The sequence below is a fragment of the Eubacterium sp. Marseille-QA0814 genome (assembly GCF_965119675.1).
Lineage (GTDB): Bacteria > Bacillota > Clostridia > Lachnospirales > Lachnospiraceae > Eubacterium_G.
Window position 1 is genome coordinate 2,032,759 of record NZ_CBCPMG010000001.1, and the last position, 18,202, is coordinate 2,050,960.

General features: G+C 33.6%; 12 protein-coding genes. All 12 read left to right on the plus strand.

Features of this window, described 5'->3' with window-relative positions:
* The first annotated feature begins 382 nt into the window (after positions 1 to 382).
* The 12 genes from ACQY63_RS09420 (at position 383) to ACQY63_RS09475 (ending at position 18,130) form a co-directional block, all read left to right on the plus strand.
* Positions 383 to 1,438: an ORF6N domain-containing protein gene (locus tag ACQY63_RS09420; RefSeq protein WP_412335993.1), complete on the plus strand. Its 1,056-nt coding sequence runs from the start codon at positions 383 to 385 to the stop codon at positions 1,436 to 1,438.
* Between the two features lie 537 nt (positions 1,439 to 1,975).
* Positions 1,976 to 3,613 (plus strand): RNA polymerase sigma factor, encoded by a 1,638-nt coding sequence (locus ACQY63_RS09425; RefSeq protein ID WP_428245097.1) that lies wholly within the window; start codon positions 1,976 to 1,978, stop codon positions 3,611 to 3,613.
* A 314-nt stretch (positions 3,614 to 3,927) separates the two neighbouring features.
* Positions 3,928 to 4,164, plus strand: coding sequence for a hypothetical protein (locus ACQY63_RS09430; RefSeq protein ID WP_428245098.1), 237 nt, complete (start codon positions 3,928 to 3,930; stop codon positions 4,162 to 4,164).
* A 110-nt stretch (positions 4,165 to 4,274) separates the two neighbouring features.
* Entirely contained in the window at positions 4,275 to 5,888 is a 1,614-nt protein-coding gene (locus ACQY63_RS09435) for a sigma-70 family RNA polymerase sigma factor (RefSeq protein WP_428245099.1), read from the plus strand.
* 208 nt (positions 5,889 to 6,096) lie between these two features.
* A complete protein-coding gene (locus ACQY63_RS09440) occupies positions 6,097 to 6,291 on the plus strand; it encodes an AlbA family DNA-binding domain-containing protein (RefSeq protein ID WP_412336180.1) in 195 nt (64 codons plus the stop codon).
* Positions 6,281 to 6,808 (plus strand): ATP-binding protein, encoded by a 528-nt coding sequence (locus tag ACQY63_RS09445; protein ID WP_412336001.1) that lies wholly within the window; start codon positions 6,281 to 6,283, stop codon positions 6,806 to 6,808. The genes ACQY63_RS09440 and ACQY63_RS09445 overlap by 11 nt, the downstream gene beginning before the upstream one ends.
* 320 nt (positions 6,809 to 7,128) lie before the next feature.
* A complete protein-coding gene (gene pckA / locus ACQY63_RS09450) occupies positions 7,129 to 8,730 on the plus strand; it encodes a phosphoenolpyruvate carboxykinase (ATP) (RefSeq protein WP_302690437.1) in 1,602 nt (533 codons plus the stop codon).
* A gap of 483 nt (positions 8,731 to 9,213) precedes the next feature.
* Positions 9,214 to 13,143: a S8 family serine peptidase gene (locus ACQY63_RS09455; RefSeq protein WP_428245100.1), complete on the plus strand. Its 3,930-nt coding sequence runs from the start codon at positions 9,214 to 9,216 to the stop codon at positions 13,141 to 13,143.
* 284 nt (positions 13,144 to 13,427) lie between these two features.
* A complete protein-coding gene (locus tag ACQY63_RS09460) occupies positions 13,428 to 13,646 on the plus strand; it encodes a DUF1858 domain-containing protein (RefSeq protein WP_022164540.1) in 219 nt (72 codons plus the stop codon).
* A 286-nt stretch (positions 13,647 to 13,932) separates the two neighbouring features.
* Positions 13,933 to 14,373: a MarR family winged helix-turn-helix transcriptional regulator gene (locus ACQY63_RS09465; RefSeq protein WP_428245101.1), complete on the plus strand. Its 441-nt coding sequence runs from the start codon at positions 13,933 to 13,935 to the stop codon at positions 14,371 to 14,373.
* A 192-nt stretch (positions 14,374 to 14,565) separates the two neighbouring features.
* Positions 14,566 to 16,344 carry an ABC transporter ATP-binding protein gene (locus ACQY63_RS09470; RefSeq protein WP_428245102.1) on the plus strand — a complete coding sequence of 593 codons (1,779 nt, stop codon included), beginning with the start codon at positions 14,566 to 14,568 and terminating at the stop codon, positions 16,342 to 16,344.
* A gap of 1 nt (position 16,345) precedes the next feature.
* Complete coding sequence (locus tag ACQY63_RS09475) at positions 16,346 to 18,130, plus strand: ABC transporter ATP-binding protein (RefSeq protein ID WP_412622933.1); 1,785 nt, start codon at positions 16,346 to 16,348, stop codon at positions 18,128 to 18,130.
* The last annotated feature ends 72 nt before the right edge of the window (positions 18,131 to 18,202 follow it).

Sequence of the window (18,202 nt, forward strand, 5' to 3'; positions counted from 1 at the left end):
CGATGTTATAAAAACAAAAAAAGAAACGAGCAACCCGCTTAGCTACTGACAAGTCAGCACGTACGGTACAAAACCCATTTCTTACTTCAAAAGGTACTATTTATTTGTGAAAATGTCAAGGAGAAAAATTGTGAATAGTAAAAAACAAAGGTTTATATTTATACTCGTGTTTCTACAGTCATGCAGATAGATGGTTATTCATTGGAAGCTCCGAAAAATAAAATGGTCCAATGTGGGAGGAGAAAGTCTAATATGGAAAGGAAAATGGTTAGCTGAGGTAATAGAATAATAATGATAAATCGGACATATTGCTGATGTCGGCACTATGTTCATATGAGAATTGTGGTCACAGTTTGTGACCGCAAAACAAGGAAGGAAATATATGGCAGAAGATAAAAAGAAAGAAATTGCAGTAATTGAAATTACAGAAGAATACATGAAGGAGCGGCTTTATGAATTCAGAGGGAAAAAAGTTATGCTTGATTCAGACTTGGCAGAGATTTATGGGTATGAAACCAAAAATTTTAAAAGGCAGGTTAAGAATAACATTGCCAAATTTGAAGGCGATGATTTTATGTTTGAATTGAATGATGAAGAAGTGGAAAATCTTTCAAGGTGCAAAAATTTCACCTTGAATATGGGAAGAGGTTCAAATATAAAATACAAACCTTATGTGTTTACAGAACAGGGAGTATATATGCTTATGACAGTTTTGCGTGGCGAGCTCGCAATTAAACAAAGCCGTGCACTTGTGAAGACTTTTAAGAGAATGAAAGATTACATATTAGAAAATCGTGATTTAATAGGTCAGCGGGAAATACTTCAGTTAAGCATGGAAGCTGCTAACAACAGAATAGAAATTAACAAAATCAACTCAGATATGATATCTCTTGAAAAGCAGATTTCAGATGTTGCAGAAGGCTTGAAGGATGTTGTGACAAAATCTGAGTTGGCGGATATGATGAACAGCTTTGTTTCAGATGATGATGAAAAGTGGCTCATGTTTAATGCAAAATTTAGTAGTGCAGATGAGGTATATGAGTCTATTTATAAGCAGGCAAAGTCGTCAATATATGTCGTTGACAATTATATTGGATTAAGAACGCTGGTACATCTTAAAAATTCTCCTACAGGAGTAAATATTACTTTATTCAGCGATAATGTTGGGAACAATAAACTTCATAATATAGAATTTACGGATTTTTGCAAAGAATATCCATCCGTAAAAATATCAATGAAAAAGACAGGCGGTATATTTCATGATCGATTTATAGTGTTGGATTATGGAACTGCTGCTGAAAGGGTTTTCTTATGTGGGGCTTCATCAAAGGATGCAGGGGCTAGAATAACCAGTATTGTTGAAGACTATGGAGTGTCTAAATATACCCCGGTTATTGCAACGCTGTTGAAAAATCCAACTTTGATTTTACCACAGTAGAGGGGAGCGAATGCATTGAAGAAGAAAACAAAATGCTACATATATATTCGTGTATCAACAGCAATTCAGATTATTCTTAATATGTAGGCTCGCAGCAGAGCAGATAGCATCAGCTACAGGTAAGGACATAGAAGAAGTGAAAGTGATTATTGCGGTGAAGAAAACTGAACTTGCATAAAGTTATATAAAAAAGAGAGCCTTTGAGTTTAAATAACTTAGAGACTCTTATTATATGAAAATTTCAAGAGAGAAAATTGTGAACGTATATGTTTACAATTTAAGTTGGACTCATTGTAGGTGTTTGTTGCATACGAAATATTAATTATTGGGGAACATTTCTATATAATAACGATATAAAATGTTCCCCAAAGAAGATGCAATGTCAGTGCTATATAACGAAATACAAGAATTATAAAATCAATTCTTTTGGGAGACGGAAAAGAAATTTGGTAGATTTGTAAGTTATAAAAATTAGCGAACCTTTTGGCTTTTTTAGAGACTAATATAGTGTAAATCGATTTACAGGAGGAAGAAAAAATGAGTGAATACATTAATAATGAACTTATCGAGAACACATATTTGTTCTGCATAAAGCGAGTGGCTAATAGCGATACGGCAAAAGATTTAGCTCATGATATTTTATTGGAAGCATTAAAGGCTGTTTCGAAAGGAAAAAAGTTTACAAATTTTTATGGATGGTATTGGAGAATGGCACATAATAAATATGCAAACTATATGGAGTACAAGAAAACTCAAACATTGCCAATAGAAGTGGCTGGAGGTGTTGCTGCAGAAATTTGTCAGCCGATAGAACAGATTATTAATGATGAAAAGATTTCGTATCTTAATTATTCACTCTCAAGATTAGCATCAGACTATCGTGAAATAATAATTAGATTTTATTTGAAGGAACAATCAATAAAACAAATTTCACAGGAATTAAAAATTCCGGAAGGAACTGTAAAAAGAAGATTGTTTGATGCAAAGAAAAAAGTGAAAGAGAGGTTTGATAAAATGAGAAACATTGGTACATTATCTTATGCTCCGGCAGAGATAGATTGGTTTTGGGGATATAGTTGTAGAGAGGCAGCAGGCGTACTTGATAATCAAAAAATAGCACAACAGATATGTGTTTTGTGTGGAAAAGAACCGAAGAATATTAATGAAATTTCTGATGAAATGGGAGTAGCACCAATTTATGTTGAACCAATTATGGAACAACTTTTAAAAGTGAAATTAGTTGTGCCATATAATAAGAAAAAGTATATTTCAAATTTTGGTGTGTTCCCAAAGCAGGCATATATGCAGGCACAGTCAGTTGCAAACTATGAATTTCGTGAAAACGGTTATTTCGACAAAGTAAATCAGGCTCTGGAGAACACAAAAGATGAAATATTAAAATTCGATTTTTATGGAAATGATTTTAACTACAAATATTTAAAGTGGATTTTTTATGTTATTGCAGGCTATCAGATAGGATATCTTGCTAATGAAAAATATTTAGAAAAGTACAAAGGCAAGTATAAAGATGAGGGGGAAAGAGATTATAGGATTACAATGCAATACAGCAATGCTGATGAAAATATCGATTATCCTATTCAAGATGAAACGAAAACAGCTGAATGGTCATGTTTAACTCAAAAATTTATGTCCACACGTTATGGAAAAATTGAATTCGTAAACGATTATCAGTGTGCCCCTTTTCCAAGTGAAGGAGAAGAATTTGCAAAGGGACGTGACCTGTGGGTAAATGGTGATAATATTACACTATTAATGGAACTAGCTGAAAACAGTAGTAAAAAACTGAATACATATGAAGAAGAAATGGTTGCCTGTTTTATTAAAAACGGCTTGGTTGAAAAGAAAGACAATGGATATAAAGTATTATTACCAATTTTTAAAAGAGACGTATTTGAAAAAATAGCAACACTAATAAAAGAAGCAGTTAGGAATATCGCATATGAATATTCTGATTGTATAGCTGGTAAAGTAGAAAAAATATTATTGCCATATGTGCGAAAAGAACTGATGAGTAACTTTATTTATTGGAATATGAAAATGTTCTTCCAACCTATTTCTTCGCTATTTTATTATGGAATATATGACTCTAATGATTTGGAAATTCCAAAAGATTATGAGCATAGTGCTGCAGGACTTTACCTTGAGGTAAAGTAAAATAGAAATAATGTCAAAGGATATAATATTTAATATTAGATATGCTCGTAATTAGCTACAACTTTATTTCCTTAAAGAATGTAAAGTTGTAGCTTAAAATCAAAAAGAGTTACATTTAAACAATTTGTACACAAAAACTTTGAAGAAATGTAGGAATTGGGTAAATCAAGCTTTGAAGAAATGTAGAAAAATTAAATTTAAGACCTTGAAGAAATGCACGTTTATGATATGATATGTTTATATTTAGGGTTCCTTTATGAAAATCTTATTGCTCAAATGATTACTGCATCTGGAAGAGAATTGTATTATCATATATGGGAAAAAATGGAAGCACACATTATTATGAAGTGGATTTCCTGATTTCTGAAGGAAGTAAAATAAATGCTTTTGAGATTAAATCTTCTGGTGCAGGGCAACATCGGTCCATAAAGCAGTTCTCTGAAAAATTTTCAAAGAATGTAAATAAAATATATTTATTGTCTCAGAAAGATGTTGGAAAGGAAGAAAATTTACTGTTTAAGCCATTTTATCTGATGCCCTTTCTAATTTGATAAATAAAAAAGATTGAAGCTAAAAAAGGTTGGAGAAAGTTCCAACCTTTTTTACTTATCTGTGTCTATATTAATGAACATGTTCAATAAAGCACATAATGGAGGAGAAAATGGAGCAAAAAGAAGCAGGAGAAATCGTTAATAATTACATAAATCGAATATACAGTTTTGTAAAGAAAAGAGTGTCAAACGAGGCTGACGTACAAGACATATCGCAGGAGATAGCTTTTAAATTGTATAAGTCGCTGTGCATTAAAGATGTGATTAATGTAGATGGATTTGTGTGGACCGTAGCTAGAAATACTTTGGTTAATTTCTATAGGGGAAATGGTCGCTTTAAGATGAATGTTTCAATAGATGATAATGAAGTTAAAATAAGTGATGGTGGCAAGGATATAATTGATAGCATGATAGAAAAGGAAAACTATCACAGAATTAGAAAAGAAATTGCTTATCTGTCTAAGATTCAGCGACAAATTCTCATTATGTATTATTACGAAGAAAAAAAGCAAAAAGAAATAGCTTCTATTTTAAATCTTCCAGTGGGAACAGTAAAGTGGCACCTAAGTGTGGCAAAGAACGAATTGAAACGAGGTATGGCAAAGATGAGAAATATAAATGATTTAAAATTTAATCCAATAAAGTTTGCAAAGGTTAGATATGATGGGTATACGGGAACAATGGGAAATCCAATAAAGTATGTAAGAAGTGCATTGTCTCAAAATATTCTGTATACGATAAAAGATTCAGCAAGAACAATTGAAGAAATTGCTGATATTATGAATGTTTCTCCGGTTTATATAGAAAGTGAAATCGAATTTCTTGAGGAACATCAACTTGTTATAAGAGACAAAAACAAATACATTTGCAATATAATTATAGAAGAAACAAATGGGGAAAATGAAGTCAACATTATTAAGAAATGCTATAGAAAAATAGCAGAAGAGCTTTCTGCAAAATTATTTGACGAAATTGTAAATAACAACTACTTAAATAGTCCGGATATTTTAGGCCCTAAGGATGATAACTTTAGAATGTGGGGATTATTAATATATCTGATTGCAACAGCTAATGTAGATAGTATTAAAAAAACAATTACATTTGAGCAGGCAGCAACCATTAGACCGGATGGTGGTTGCAATATTATTACTGCCAGTGTTGATTCAGAGAGTGAAAAAGAAATATTAAATATCACGGAGAAATTTTGTGGACCATGTTGGAATGAAGACGAACTGTTAAAGTTGTGGCTGGTGGATAGCAAATGGTCGGATAAACGAGTGACAGAATACTATGGTGGCCCTAATATACAAAGGGATCTTAAGTTGATTGGTAGATTTATTAATGGAGATATTCTTAGCGTCGATGAATATACATTTCTTTTGGAAAAAGGCTATATTACAAAGAAAGATGGAGGGTATGAATTAGGTGTTGTAGCAATAAAACAAGGAGAAATAAGAGAAAAGCTTGAGAAAATGGCTTACAATATAAAAAATGAAGTGATTGAAGAAAATCTTGCTCTGATTAGAGAGTATCAGGCTTTATTAGAACCAGATAACATGCCAAAGAATGTAAAGCTTCAAAGAGAATACATAAATCAACATTTGTTTTCATCAGATGCTTTTTTGTGTGTATTTTCAATGGAGTATTTAATTGAAAGTGGAAGGCTTAAGATTGTAGAAGATAAATATAAGAAAGCAGTAGGGCAGATTGTGATTCTGAAATAGTGTTAAAAAATAGCAAATACGTTTGGAAATTAGACGTAAATTAAACAAAAATTAAGAATACGTTTGAAAAATAAACGTAAAATCAAACGAAAACTTAAAAATATGTCTGAAAATCAAACGTAAAATCAAACAAAAACTAAAAAGTATGTTTAATAATCAAACGTAAAGTGAACGCAAAAAGATACGTTTTGGAGTAGATGATGATGGAATTGAAGTTGGAGTTAAAAATCCCGTTCAGGAATGCACAGATATAGAAAATAGGATAAATGATAGTATTTCACCTGTACCGGATTATAGATTAAATATAAATGAAAATACATCAGTAATAGTCCTTACTGTTGAAGAGGGTAGTAACAAACCATATTTTTACAAATCAAAAGCGTATAAAAGAATTGATTCCTAAGGAAGCATTCAGGGAAGCTATAGCAAATGCATTAGCACATAGAACATGGGATGTGAAATCAAACATCAACGTGGCCATGTATGATAATAGGATAGAAATCACCTCTCCCGGTGGATTACCAAAGGGTATTTCTAAGGAAGAATATTTGAACGGAGGAATATCCATACCTAGAAACTATATTTTATGCAATGTGTTTTTAAGATTGCATATGATAGAACGTTTCGGAACCGGAATAAAAAGAATAAATCAATATTATAAAGATAATGCTATAAAGCCGCAATATGTAATAACTGAAAACATGATTAAAATATGCCTTCCAATCATTGAAAAAAATACATTAGAAGGCGATGAATCGGTTATATTTAACTTACTTGACACAAAGTCTATGTCCAGTTCTGCAATTGTAAAGGAAACAGGGTTGAAAAAATCAAAAGTTATATCAATTTTAAACCACCTTGTCGAGCAGGACTATATTGAGAAAACAGGTAATGGAAGAGGAACAAAGTATCAAAGATGATAAAGAATATACAAACCACCCCAATTATAAAAATTACGAAATGGAGAGTTAGAACATTGGGAAATTGTTGTAAATTTTGCAATAGTTCAAAAGGAATGATTTCTTATTGGTTAAAAGACATGTCAATCATAAAAATAATTTATGGTTAATTTTTTAACGAAATGCACAAATTTGTTGATTAAGCATTGAATTTGTCAATTAATAATGTATAATATATGCGTAAAGCAAGATTTTTTTGCTTTAGGTAAGAAAGGCACCATAATTAATTAAATTCCTTGGTGACTTTTCGAAAAACAAGATAGAAAAGGAGTATTATTAAAATGGCAATCGATTTAACAAAATATGGAATTTATGGAACAACTGAAATTGTTTACAATCCATCATACGAAGAGTTATTTGCAGAAGAAACAAAGCCAGAACTTGAAGGTTTTGACAAAGGTCAGGAAAGTGAATTAGGTGCAGTAAACGTTAAGACTGGTGTATACACAGGACGTTCACCTAAAGACAAATATATCGTTATGGATGAAAATTCAAAGGACACTGTTTGGTGGACATCAGATGAATACGCAAACGATAACCATCCATTATCAGAAGATGTATGGGCTACATTAAAGGACATCGCTAAGAAAGAACTTTCAAACAAGAAACTTTATGTAGTAGATGCTTTCTGTGGAGCAAATGCAGACACACGTATGGCTATTCGTTTTATCGTAGAAGTAGCTTGGCAGGCACATTTCGTAACAAATATGTTCATTAAGCCAACAGAAGAAGAACTCAAGAACTTCGAACCAGACTTCGTAGTATACAATGCTTCAAAGGCAAAAGTAGAAAACTACAAAGAACTTGGATTAAACTCAGAAACAGCAGTTGCATTCAATATCACAAGCCGTGAACAGGTTATCATTAACACATGGTACGGCGGAGAAATGAAGAAGGGTATGTTCTCAATGATGAACTACTACTTACCACTTAAGGGTATTGCTTCAATGCACTGTTCAGCAAATACAGATTTAAATGGAGAAAACACAGCAATTTTCTTCGGTTTATCAGGAACAGGAAAGACAACACTTTCAACAGATCCTAAGCGTCTCTTAATCGGTGATGACGAACATGGTTGGGATGACAACGGAGTATTCAACTTTGAAGGTGGATGCTACGCTAAGGTTATTGACTTAGATAAGGAATCAGAACCAGATATCTACAATGCTATTAAGCGTGATGCACTTCTTGAAAACGTAACATTAGATGAAAATGGAAAGATTGATTTCGCTGATAAGAGCGTAACAGAAAACACTCGTGTTTCTTACCCAATCAATCATATTAAAAATATTGTACGTCCTATTTCATCAGCGCCAGCAGCTAAGAACGTAATCTTCTTATCAGCAGATGCATTTGGAGTATTACCACCAGTATCAATCTTAACAGAAGGTCAGACACAGTATTACTTCTTATCAGGATTTACAGCAAAATTAGCTGGTACAGAACGTGGAATTACAGAACCAACTCCAACATTCTCAGCATGTTTCGGACAGGCTTTCTTAGAGCTTCATCCAACAAAATACGCTGAAGAATTAGTTAAAAAGATGGAAAAGAACGGCGCTAAGGCATATCTTGTAAACACAGGATGGAATGGTACAGGAAAGCGTATCTCAATTAAGGATACACGTGGTATCATCGATGCTATCTTAAGCGGAGCAATCAACGAAGCTCCTACAAAGACAATTCCATACTTCAACTTTGAAGTTCCAACAGAACTTCCAGGAGTAGATGCAGGAATTCTTGATCCAAGAGATACTTACGCTGATGCTTCAGAATGGGAAACAAAGGCATTAGATCTTGCAGACAGATTCATCAAGAACTTCGCAAAATACGAAGGAAACGAAGCAGGAAAAGCACTTGTTTCAGCAGGACCACAAAAATAATCGCGAAGCTTTGAGTAAAGCGACATAATAAAAGAAGAGACAGGCAATCCGTTATGCTTGCATAAACGGGAGCCTGTCTCTTCTTTTATTTAGCGGCATTCTGCGAATGCCGCGTGCTTATTGATTTGCATGCAAATCAATAAGAGGAGTGTCGCGTAAAGTAGGAAAGCTACGCATAAAAAAGTTAAAACAAAGGGAATGCCGCGTGCTTATTGATTTGCATGCAAATCAATAAGAGGAGTGTCGCGTAAAGTAGGAAAGCCACGCATAAAAAAGTTAAAGCAAAGGGAATGCCGCGTGCTTATTGATTTGTTTACAAATCAATAAGAGGAAAGTCGCGTTTGGAAAGAAAATTTGATATAAAAGTGATTTTTTGCTCGAAATAATGTATAATTATAAATGTTTTTGTGGGCATAACAAATTTATCGTACATTTGCTAAGTAACAATGCCCCAAAAAACAATAAATTTATAGGAGGGTTTGTATGAGAAAGACATTCAAACAAATTATGTCTATTATGCTGGTAGCAGCATTAGCGCTAGGTGGAACACCTTTCACAGCAAAGGCGTCTATAGACATAAAACAAGAAGAAAACAACAAAAACAAAAAGGAAAAAAGTTATGTAGAAGGACAGGCAGTCATTCTATATAAGGAAAGTGGAAAGAATGTTTCAACACAGAGTATTACAGACAGTAAGGTAAAAATTAAAGAAACATATGATTTCCAGGAAAGCAAAGGAAAGGTGAAAACTTATAGTAACAATGATGCTTCAGACGTGAAGGTTTCTTTAGTTGAATCAGATTCATATTCAACAGAAGAACTTATTGCAAAGATGAAGAACAAAGTTGGTGTTATAAGTGTTCAGCCAAACTATATTTATAAGGCTTCAGATTATAATGACAAGTATTATAAATATCAGTGGTCTCAGGAAAACGTTGGTCAAAATGGCGGCACAAAGGGATTAGATATTAACGCTGACAGCAGCGCTTTGGCTGACAAGGACAATAAGGAAAAAGTTGTTGCGATTGTTGACACAGGTGTTGATTACACACATGAAGATTTAAAAGATAAAATATGGAACAATCCTTATGATGAAAGTGAACTAAAAGGAAAACATGGATATGATTTTGCTAATGAAGATGCAGATCCATTAGATGACAACGGTCATGGTAGTCACTGTGCAGGTATTATTGCAGCACAGTCTAACAACAATGTTGGTATAAGTGGAACTGCAAAAAGTGATAACATAAAGATCATAGCACTTAAATGCCTCGATGAAGAAGGTTCAGGTTCAACAATAGATGCTATAGGTGCTTATAACTATATTTATAAAGCGCAGTCATTAGGCACAAATGTTGTAGCTGTAAATGACTCATGGGGCGGTGATGCAGACGAAACAGAAGATGCATTAAAAGCTGTTATTGAAATGGTTGGTAAGAAGGGTGCACTTTCAGTTATAGCATCAGGAAATGATGGTGTAAATGTAGATGAATATTACACAAGTCCTGCCTGTATTGACAGCGATTACATTATTTCAGTTGCAGCAAGTAATGAAAATGATGAACTTGCAACTTTTTCTAATTATGGAAAAGATAATGTAGACATTGCAGCACCGGGAACTAACATTCTCTCATCAGTTTCATATAATTGTTATAATCCATCTATTTACGAAAACCCAATGGATTTAAGTAGTACATTCTATACATACGACACAGAAAAAGTAGTTAATGTAGTTGAAGATGAAGCTATCGTAAAAGATGCAGCACAGGGCGAGGCTCCTTGGGGACATTCAAGTGATGATGAGGGTGCAAAATTCACAGCAACTACAACTCACAATTCATATTTTGGAGAAGCAAAAAATACAAACAAGTCCCTTAATTTATCTGTAAGCAATATTGCAACAGAAGAACAGTATAATTTCTATTTACCATACGAGTTGAAAAAATCTTCAACTCCTGTAACAGTAAGTGCAATGTTAAAGGTAAATGCGAAACCTAAAAAAGACAACACAAACATTACAGGTCTTTTAGATGAAGATACAATTGGAACGTATGGAATTTTTGATTGTAATGTAAAAGATTCAGGAGAACTTGATTTTGCTAATGCAGAAATGATAGGTATGTCACACTTAGAGCAGGATAATTGTTATACACATTTAAGTTTTTCAACTTCAGGTAAAGTTAAAAAAGACACTAAGAAAGTTCTTATTCTTGCTTTAGTTGCTTCAACAGATGGCGAGTATGGATTTAGTGTAGAAGATTTTGGTGTAAGCAAAGAAGATGTTAATGCAGACGAATTTGGAAAATACGACTTTTATAATGGTACATCAATGGCTACACCACATGTTACAGGTGCAGTAGCAGCCATTGCAAATACATATGGTAACAGTAATTCATTAGATGTTAAAAACAGAGTGCTTGGTTCTGTAAGAGAGATACCGGCATTAGCAAACAAAGTTTCATCAAGTGGTGTACTGGACTTAACAAAGGTTGACACACCTAGCATTAGCGTTGGTAAGATTCAGATGAACGCTAAATCACAGGTTGAAATTAAAGGTTCATACCTTAAAGATGCTAAAGTATTTGTAAACAATACAGAAGTAAAACAGCTTTCAAACAATGATCAGACAGTTACATTTGACGGAAATAACTATAAGAATAAAACTTTAAATATTAAGATTCAAAAAGAAGAAAAAACAATAGAGAGAACATGTTACTTCTCATGTGGTAAAGCATTCACATCTGACAAGAAGTTCATAAACTCTATGTTAGGCGGTCAGTTAGTATCAACAGGTCAGGAAGTGGCATACATTACTGATGAAGGTATTGTTATGTGGAGTTCTTTATCAAATAGTCAGGATATTGATATTGATGAATTAATTAAAAAATTCCCTGAATTAAAAGATGAAATCTTAAAAGAACAGGAATCTTTAAAAGATGCAGGTAGAACTTCAGAACTTGATGAAGGAAGATTTCCATTTACAACAGAAATGTTCGGGGCAGAATATAAGTATGCATTAAACGGTAGTGTATATGCTAACAGCGATTTTGTCTACACAAACGGAAAGCTTTATGGAGCAGTAGGTTTAGGTTTAGGTTACACAGAAGAAGAAATTCTTGCATACTATGATACTAATAAAGGTTGGAAGAAATTAACAGCAGTTCCAAAAGAATTTAAGGGGGCATTTGGTTACAATTTAGTAGCATATAATGGTGACTTATATTTATTCGGCGGAATTAAGAAGGATGGAAGTCTTGATACATCAGTTATGAAGTATTCTTTATCAGCAAAGAAGTGGACAACAGTTGCTAAGTTGCCAAGTGGACGAGCTTGTGCAAAAGCTGTTCAGGTTGGAAATAAGTTAATTGTAACATTGGGAACAGACGGAACAGAATCAACTCCAAAGAACTTGATTTTTGATGGTAGCAAGTGGACTGTATCTAAGGCTACAATTGGAAAAGTTACAGATGCTTACAAGGAAACAATTAATGGTAAGGAATTCTGTATAACAGAAGCGCAGATTGGTGCAATTTCTAACGGTGTTATTTATACAGATTTAAAGGCAGAAGGTCTTGGAGATACATTTACATACAACCTTAGTTCAGATTCCTACAAGGCTTCAGGTTACAGCTTAAACAGCGAAAACTTTAAGGCGGATAATGTTTTAGCAACAACAGTCCAGGACAAGTTATACGTTCTTTATGGTAACAATCAGATGGCCAATGATGACGACGGTGATTGGAACTTTGGAAAAGGAACTACAAAGAAATCTAGTGCAGTTAGCATTGACGGTGACGAAGAAGAAGTCACAGCAGGAATTGAATCAGTATACATTAATGTAACAAGTGGATATACAAATGTAGTAGACAGCAGTACAGACGGCGGTTATGTAGAAGGCACAGGCTACTATTTGCCAGGTGATACATTTAAGCTTATTGCAAAAGCTGACGATAACTTTACAATAACAAAGTTTACTGTTAATGGTAAGAATGTTGCTAAAGGTAAAAACGGATATGTTTATACAGCAAGAGCTAATTCATTAGGCAGCAAGGTAACAGCAAAAGTTTATACAAAACAGAAGGTTACTGTAACAAAGGTTGGCGCAACTTCAATTAAAAAAGCCAAGAGAACAGCAAAGAAACTTAAGCTTACTTTAGCAAAGGCTTCAAATGCAATAGGATATCAGATTGCTTACTCAACATCAAAGAAGTTTACAAAGAAAACAACTAAGTATGTAACTAGCAAGAAGACATCAGTTACTTTAAAGAAATTAAAGAATAAAAAGTATTATGTAAAAGCCAGAGCCTATACAAAAGTTGGCAAGAAATCTGTATACGGAAGCTGGTCAGAAGTTAAGACTATTAAAAAAGTTAAAGCAAAGAAGGCTAAAACTAAAAAGGCAAAAAAGAAATAAAGTGTTTGTTGTAGATTAATTTGAATATTTAGTAATAATAAAGCACAATATTTTGAAATCATAAAAAGCGATTAATTGGAAAAAATAATACCGGTTAATCGCTTTTCTATGTAATAAAAAATTTATTATTTGCAAAGATTTAGAAAGTTGTTATAATAGTGAACTGTAAGTGACAATATCCTAGTAAATGAATATGGTTGCAGGATAAGGCACACAATAGTAAATGAACCGGATTTGATGATTATGCCGGTTTGGAATACAAAATCTTGAAGGAGGATACAGTAATGGATGTAAAGATTACAAAGGAAATGACAATGGGTGAACTTTTATCAATAGACAGAGGCGTAGCCATCGTTCTTATGGAAGCAGGAATGCATTGCATCGGATGTCCATCATCAATTGGAGAATCTTTAGAAGAAGCTGCTATGGTACATGGAATTAACCCTGATGAATTATTAGTTAATATTAATAAATATTTCGAGAACAAAAAAGTTGAAGAATAATCTTTAACTGTAGAGATAACAAGAACAGTTGTGGGTATTGTTTATGCAAACAGTCTCACAGCTGTTTTTATATGTAATAAAAAATTACTTCAGAATTTCTTATTGCATATAAATTATTCCACTAGGGATGTACACTCACATGAAAGGAAGATAGTGTGGAAACAAAACGTGCTGGTTGCGTGGAATGTGGCTGGCCACATTCGTGGTTCCTTATTAATCAAAAAGTTGAAATATTCTCCAAAAACAAGTAACATTAAGTATATCAAAGATAAAAGGGTGTAATAATATGCATTTTGGAGTGAATAAATTTATGCAGGAGGGGGCTTTTAAACAGTTATTTAAAAAGCAGACTCAGGGCATACAGGAAAAATATAATATAAAAAAAGCAGATGTACGAATAATAGGTTATTTGAACAGTTGTGGAGAAAATAATACAGCAAAGGATATTCAGTTTGTATCAAAAATGAACAAGGGGCACATATCCACAGCAATGGAAAATCTCTGTAATCAGGGGTATGTGAAGGCAATTCACGATGAAAAAGACAAAAGAGTGATACATTATGTTTTACAGGAAAAGGCAATGCCGATTTTGGAAGAACTGAATAAGGTAATGAAAGAAACAGAAAATGAGATAATGAAAGGTGTTACTGATGAAGAGAGAGAGGTCGTAAAAAGAGTATCCGGGAAAATGTGGGATAATCTTAACCGACTTCTTGAAAATAAATAACAAATGAAAAAGAAATGTAAACTTTTAATGAATGTTGTTGACATTTCTTTTTTTTAGGAATAGTATTGTTTGAAAACAAACTATCACCGAAGAGTGTGGAGTGCTAAAATATATTGGTACATTAGAATAAAACAAAATAAAATAATATGTCCTATTAGTTGGTATATTATTAAGGAATAACAAGGAGGAATTATGGTTCGTTTACTTAAACATATGAAGGCAAAAGAATGGGCAATGGTTATTGTAAGCATTGCGTTTATTGTTTTGCAGGTTCAGCTGGACTTGAAGTTGCCTGATTATATGTCGGACATAACAGTGCTTGTACAGACAAAGGGCAGTGAAATGTCAGATATATTTACGGCTGGTGGGAAGATGATGGGCTGTGCCCTAGGCTCGCTGGCATCAGCGATAGTTGTTGGCTTTTTTGCTGCAAAAATAGCCGCTAATTTTTCAAAGAGATTAAGGGAAGATGTTTACGATAAGGTAATGTCTTACACTGATAAGGAGATTAACAGCTTTTCAACTGCCAGTCTTATTACAAGAACAACTAACGATATTACACAGATACAGTTTGTTATAGCTTTAGGTTTACAGGTTATGATTAAAGCTCCAATTATGGCGGTAATGGCAGTAGCCAAAATCAGTTCAAAGAACTTTGAGTGGACAGCGCTTACATTGGCCATAGTTGCTTTTGTAATTTTTATTTTATTGTTTGTGGTAATTTTTGCATTACCTAAGTTTAAGAGAATTCAGTGGCTTACTGATGATTTAAACAGAGTTACAAGAGAAAACCTGACAGGTCTTATGGTTGTGAGAGCTTACAATGCTGAAGATTATCAGGAAGAAAAGTTCGACAAGGCAAATAACAGATTAACAAAAAACAATTTACAGGCATATTTGGTAATGTCAATTATGAATCCGGGACTTAATCTTGCCATGAATGGTTTAACTTTAGGTATTTACTGGATTGGAGCAATATTAATAAACAATGTTACACTTACAGGCATGGCTGCCATAAAAGAAAGAGTTGGACTTTTCTCTGATATGGTTGTGTTTACATCTTATGCAATGCAGGTACTTATGGCATTTCTGTTATTGGTAATGATTTTTATTTTGTTACCAAGAGCAACAGTTGCAGCAAAACGTATTAATGAAGTGCTTGATACAGAAGTCTCAATGAAAGATGGCGTAAGAGAACAGGGTGAAGAATCATTAAAAGGTGAAGTTGAGTTTAAGAATGTTTCGTTTGCATATCCTGACGCAGCAGACAATGTAATTCACAATATTAATTTTAAGGCACACAGAGGAGAAACGGTGGCTTTAATTGGTGCAACAGGTTCAGGAAAAAGTACAATTATTAACTTAATACCTAGAATTTATGATGCAACTGAAGGGCAGATATTGATAGATGGAGTAAACGTAAAAGATTATTCAGAGAAAACTTTACGTGACAAAATAGGTTTTGTACCACAGAAAGCATATTTGTTCTCAGGAACAATTGAGAGTAACGTAGGTTACGGTGAAGCAGAAGTTAATATGGATGATATAGAAAAGGCTGTTGAAATAGCCCAGGCAAAAGAATTTGTGGAAAATCAGCCAGGTGAATACGACGGTATGGTTGCTCAGGGAGGTGGAAATTTATCCGGTGGTCAGAAACAGCGTTTATCAATAGCAAGAGCAATTGCAAAGCAACCTGAAATTCTTGTATTTGACGATTCATTCTCAGCCCTTGATTATAAAACTGACAGAGTTTTAAGGGAAACAATTAAGAAGGAAATTGCAGATACAACAAATATTATTGTTGCTCAGAGAATTGGTACAATAAAAGACGCAGACAGAATTTTAGTTATAGAAGATGGAGCAATTGTTGGCAACGGAACTCACAGTGAATTAATGAAGAATTGTCCACTTTATCAGGAAATAGCGTACTCACAGTTATCAAAAGAAGAATTGGAAAAGGAGGAAGTGTAAAATGCATGGTAGAAGAATGACTTACGAAAAACCAACAGGTAACACCTTCCAATCTCTTGGAAAATTAGTGAAATATTGTAAACCATATTGGGCAGTAATGATTATTGCGGTTATATGCGACATGTTAGGTGTAGTTACAAAATTAATCGGCCCAAACAAAATAAGCGACATTACAAATAAAATCTCAGCAGGTCTAACAGGAAAAATGGACATTGACGGTATAGTGTCAATTTGTGTTTTCTTGATAGTTTTGTATTTGGTGGGAACAGTTCTAAGTTACATTACATCGCTGATAATGACTATTGTCACCCAGAAATTAAACAAGGGACTTAGAACAAATATTTCTAAAAAAATTAACAATCTGCCAATTGGTTATTTTCATAAAACCACAACAGGTGATGTGTTATCAAGAGTAACAAATGATGTGGATACAATTGGTACAACAATGCAAAGTAGTATTACCACACTGGTTTCTGCAGTTACCATGTTTGTAGGTTCAATTGTGATGATGGTATATACTAATGTGGTTATGGCAATAACAGCAATTCTTGCATCAGTAATTGGATTTATTTTAATGTTCTTAATAATGGGCCATTCACAGAAATACTTTGCAGCTAAGCAAAAATGGTTAGGGGCAATGAATGGTCACATTGAGGAGGTTTACTCAGGTCATAACATTGTAAAATTATTTAATGGAGAAGCAAAGGAAAAAAAGAAGTTTATTAAATTAAATGAAAAAATGTGCGAAAGCGATTGGAAGTCACAGTTTTTCTCAGGCTTAATGCAACCGATTATGGCATTTATAGGAAATTTTGCTTATGTTGCAGTTTGTGTAATGGGTGCATATTTGGTAATGAACGACTATACAACTTTCGGTACAATTGTTGCCTTCATGATTTATGTAAGATTATTTACAAATCCTTTGGCGCAAATGGCACAGGCGGCTACACAGCTTCAGTCCACAGCAGCAGCTTCAGGAAGAGTTTTCGAATTCCTTGAGTCTGAAGAAATGGAAGATGAAAGCCATAAGGTTGAAAGTCTGCCAAAAAGCATTGAAGGCGATGTGGAATTTGACCATGTTAAGTTTGGCTATACAAAGGATAAAGTTATCATACATGATTTTAATGAACATGTTAAACCGGGACAGAAGGTTGCCATTGTAGGCCCTACAGGTGCAGGAAAGAGTACATTAGTAAATCTTTTAATGAGATTTTATGAAGTTGATTCAGGGGACATAAAAATCGATGGCATTTCAACTAAGGATTTAACAAGAGAGAATATACATGATTTATTTGGCATGGTATTACAGGATACATGGACTTTTGAGGGAACTATCAGAGAAAATCTTGCTTATGGAAAAGAAAATGTTACTGATGAACAGCTTGATAAAGTATGTAAGGCAGCAGGGTTAAGTCATTTTATTAAGTCCTTACCAAAAGGTTATGACACAATACTTGATGAAAAGTTAAATATGTCAGCGGGACAAAAGCAGCTTCTTACAATTGCAAGGGCAATGGTTGAGGATGCTCCAATGATGATTTTGGATGAGGCTACAAGCTCTGTTGATACAAGAACAGAAATTAAAATACAGGAAGCAATGGACAAATTAACAAAAGGCAGAACTTCTTTTGTTATAGCTCACAGACTTTCAACGATTAAGAATGCTGATATAATTCTTGTTTTAAAAGATGGAGACATAATTGAAAGTGGAAATCATCAGCAGTTAATGGAGCAAAAAGGATTCTATGCTGACCTGTATAATAGCCAGTTTGAACAGGTGTCATAAGAAAAATATTGTACAAAATTAATATAATTTTATAGGATAGCAGAAAAGGGCTATTTTTCATCATAATTTTAG

Coding starts and splice junctions, on each gene's coding strand:
- ACQY63_RS09420 (WP_412335993.1), top strand. CDS start 383: ATGGCAGAAGATAAAAAGAAAGAAATTGCAGTAATTGAAATTACAGAA.
- ACQY63_RS09425 (WP_428245097.1), top strand. CDS start 1,976: ATGAGTGAATACATTAATAATGAACTTATCGAGAACACATATTTGTTC.
- ACQY63_RS09430 (WP_428245098.1), top strand. CDS start 3,928: ATGGGAAAAAATGGAAGCACACATTATTATGAAGTGGATTTCCTGATT.
- ACQY63_RS09435 (WP_428245099.1), top strand. CDS start 4,275: ATGGAGCAAAAAGAAGCAGGAGAAATCGTTAATAATTACATAAATCGA.
- pckA (WP_302690437.1), top strand. CDS start 7,129: ATGGCAATCGATTTAACAAAATATGGAATTTATGGAACAACTGAAATT.
- ACQY63_RS09455 (WP_428245100.1), top strand. CDS start 9,214: ATGAGAAAGACATTCAAACAAATTATGTCTATTATGCTGGTAGCAGCA.
- ACQY63_RS09460 (WP_022164540.1), top strand. CDS start 13,428: ATGGATGTAAAGATTACAAAGGAAATGACAATGGGTGAACTTTTATCA.
- ACQY63_RS09465 (WP_428245101.1), top strand. CDS start 13,933: ATGCATTTTGGAGTGAATAAATTTATGCAGGAGGGGGCTTTTAAACAG.
- ACQY63_RS09470 (WP_428245102.1), top strand. CDS start 14,566: ATGGTTCGTTTACTTAAACATATGAAGGCAAAAGAATGGGCAATGGTT.
- ACQY63_RS09475 (WP_412622933.1), top strand. CDS start 16,346: ATGCATGGTAGAAGAATGACTTACGAAAAACCAACAGGTAACACCTTC.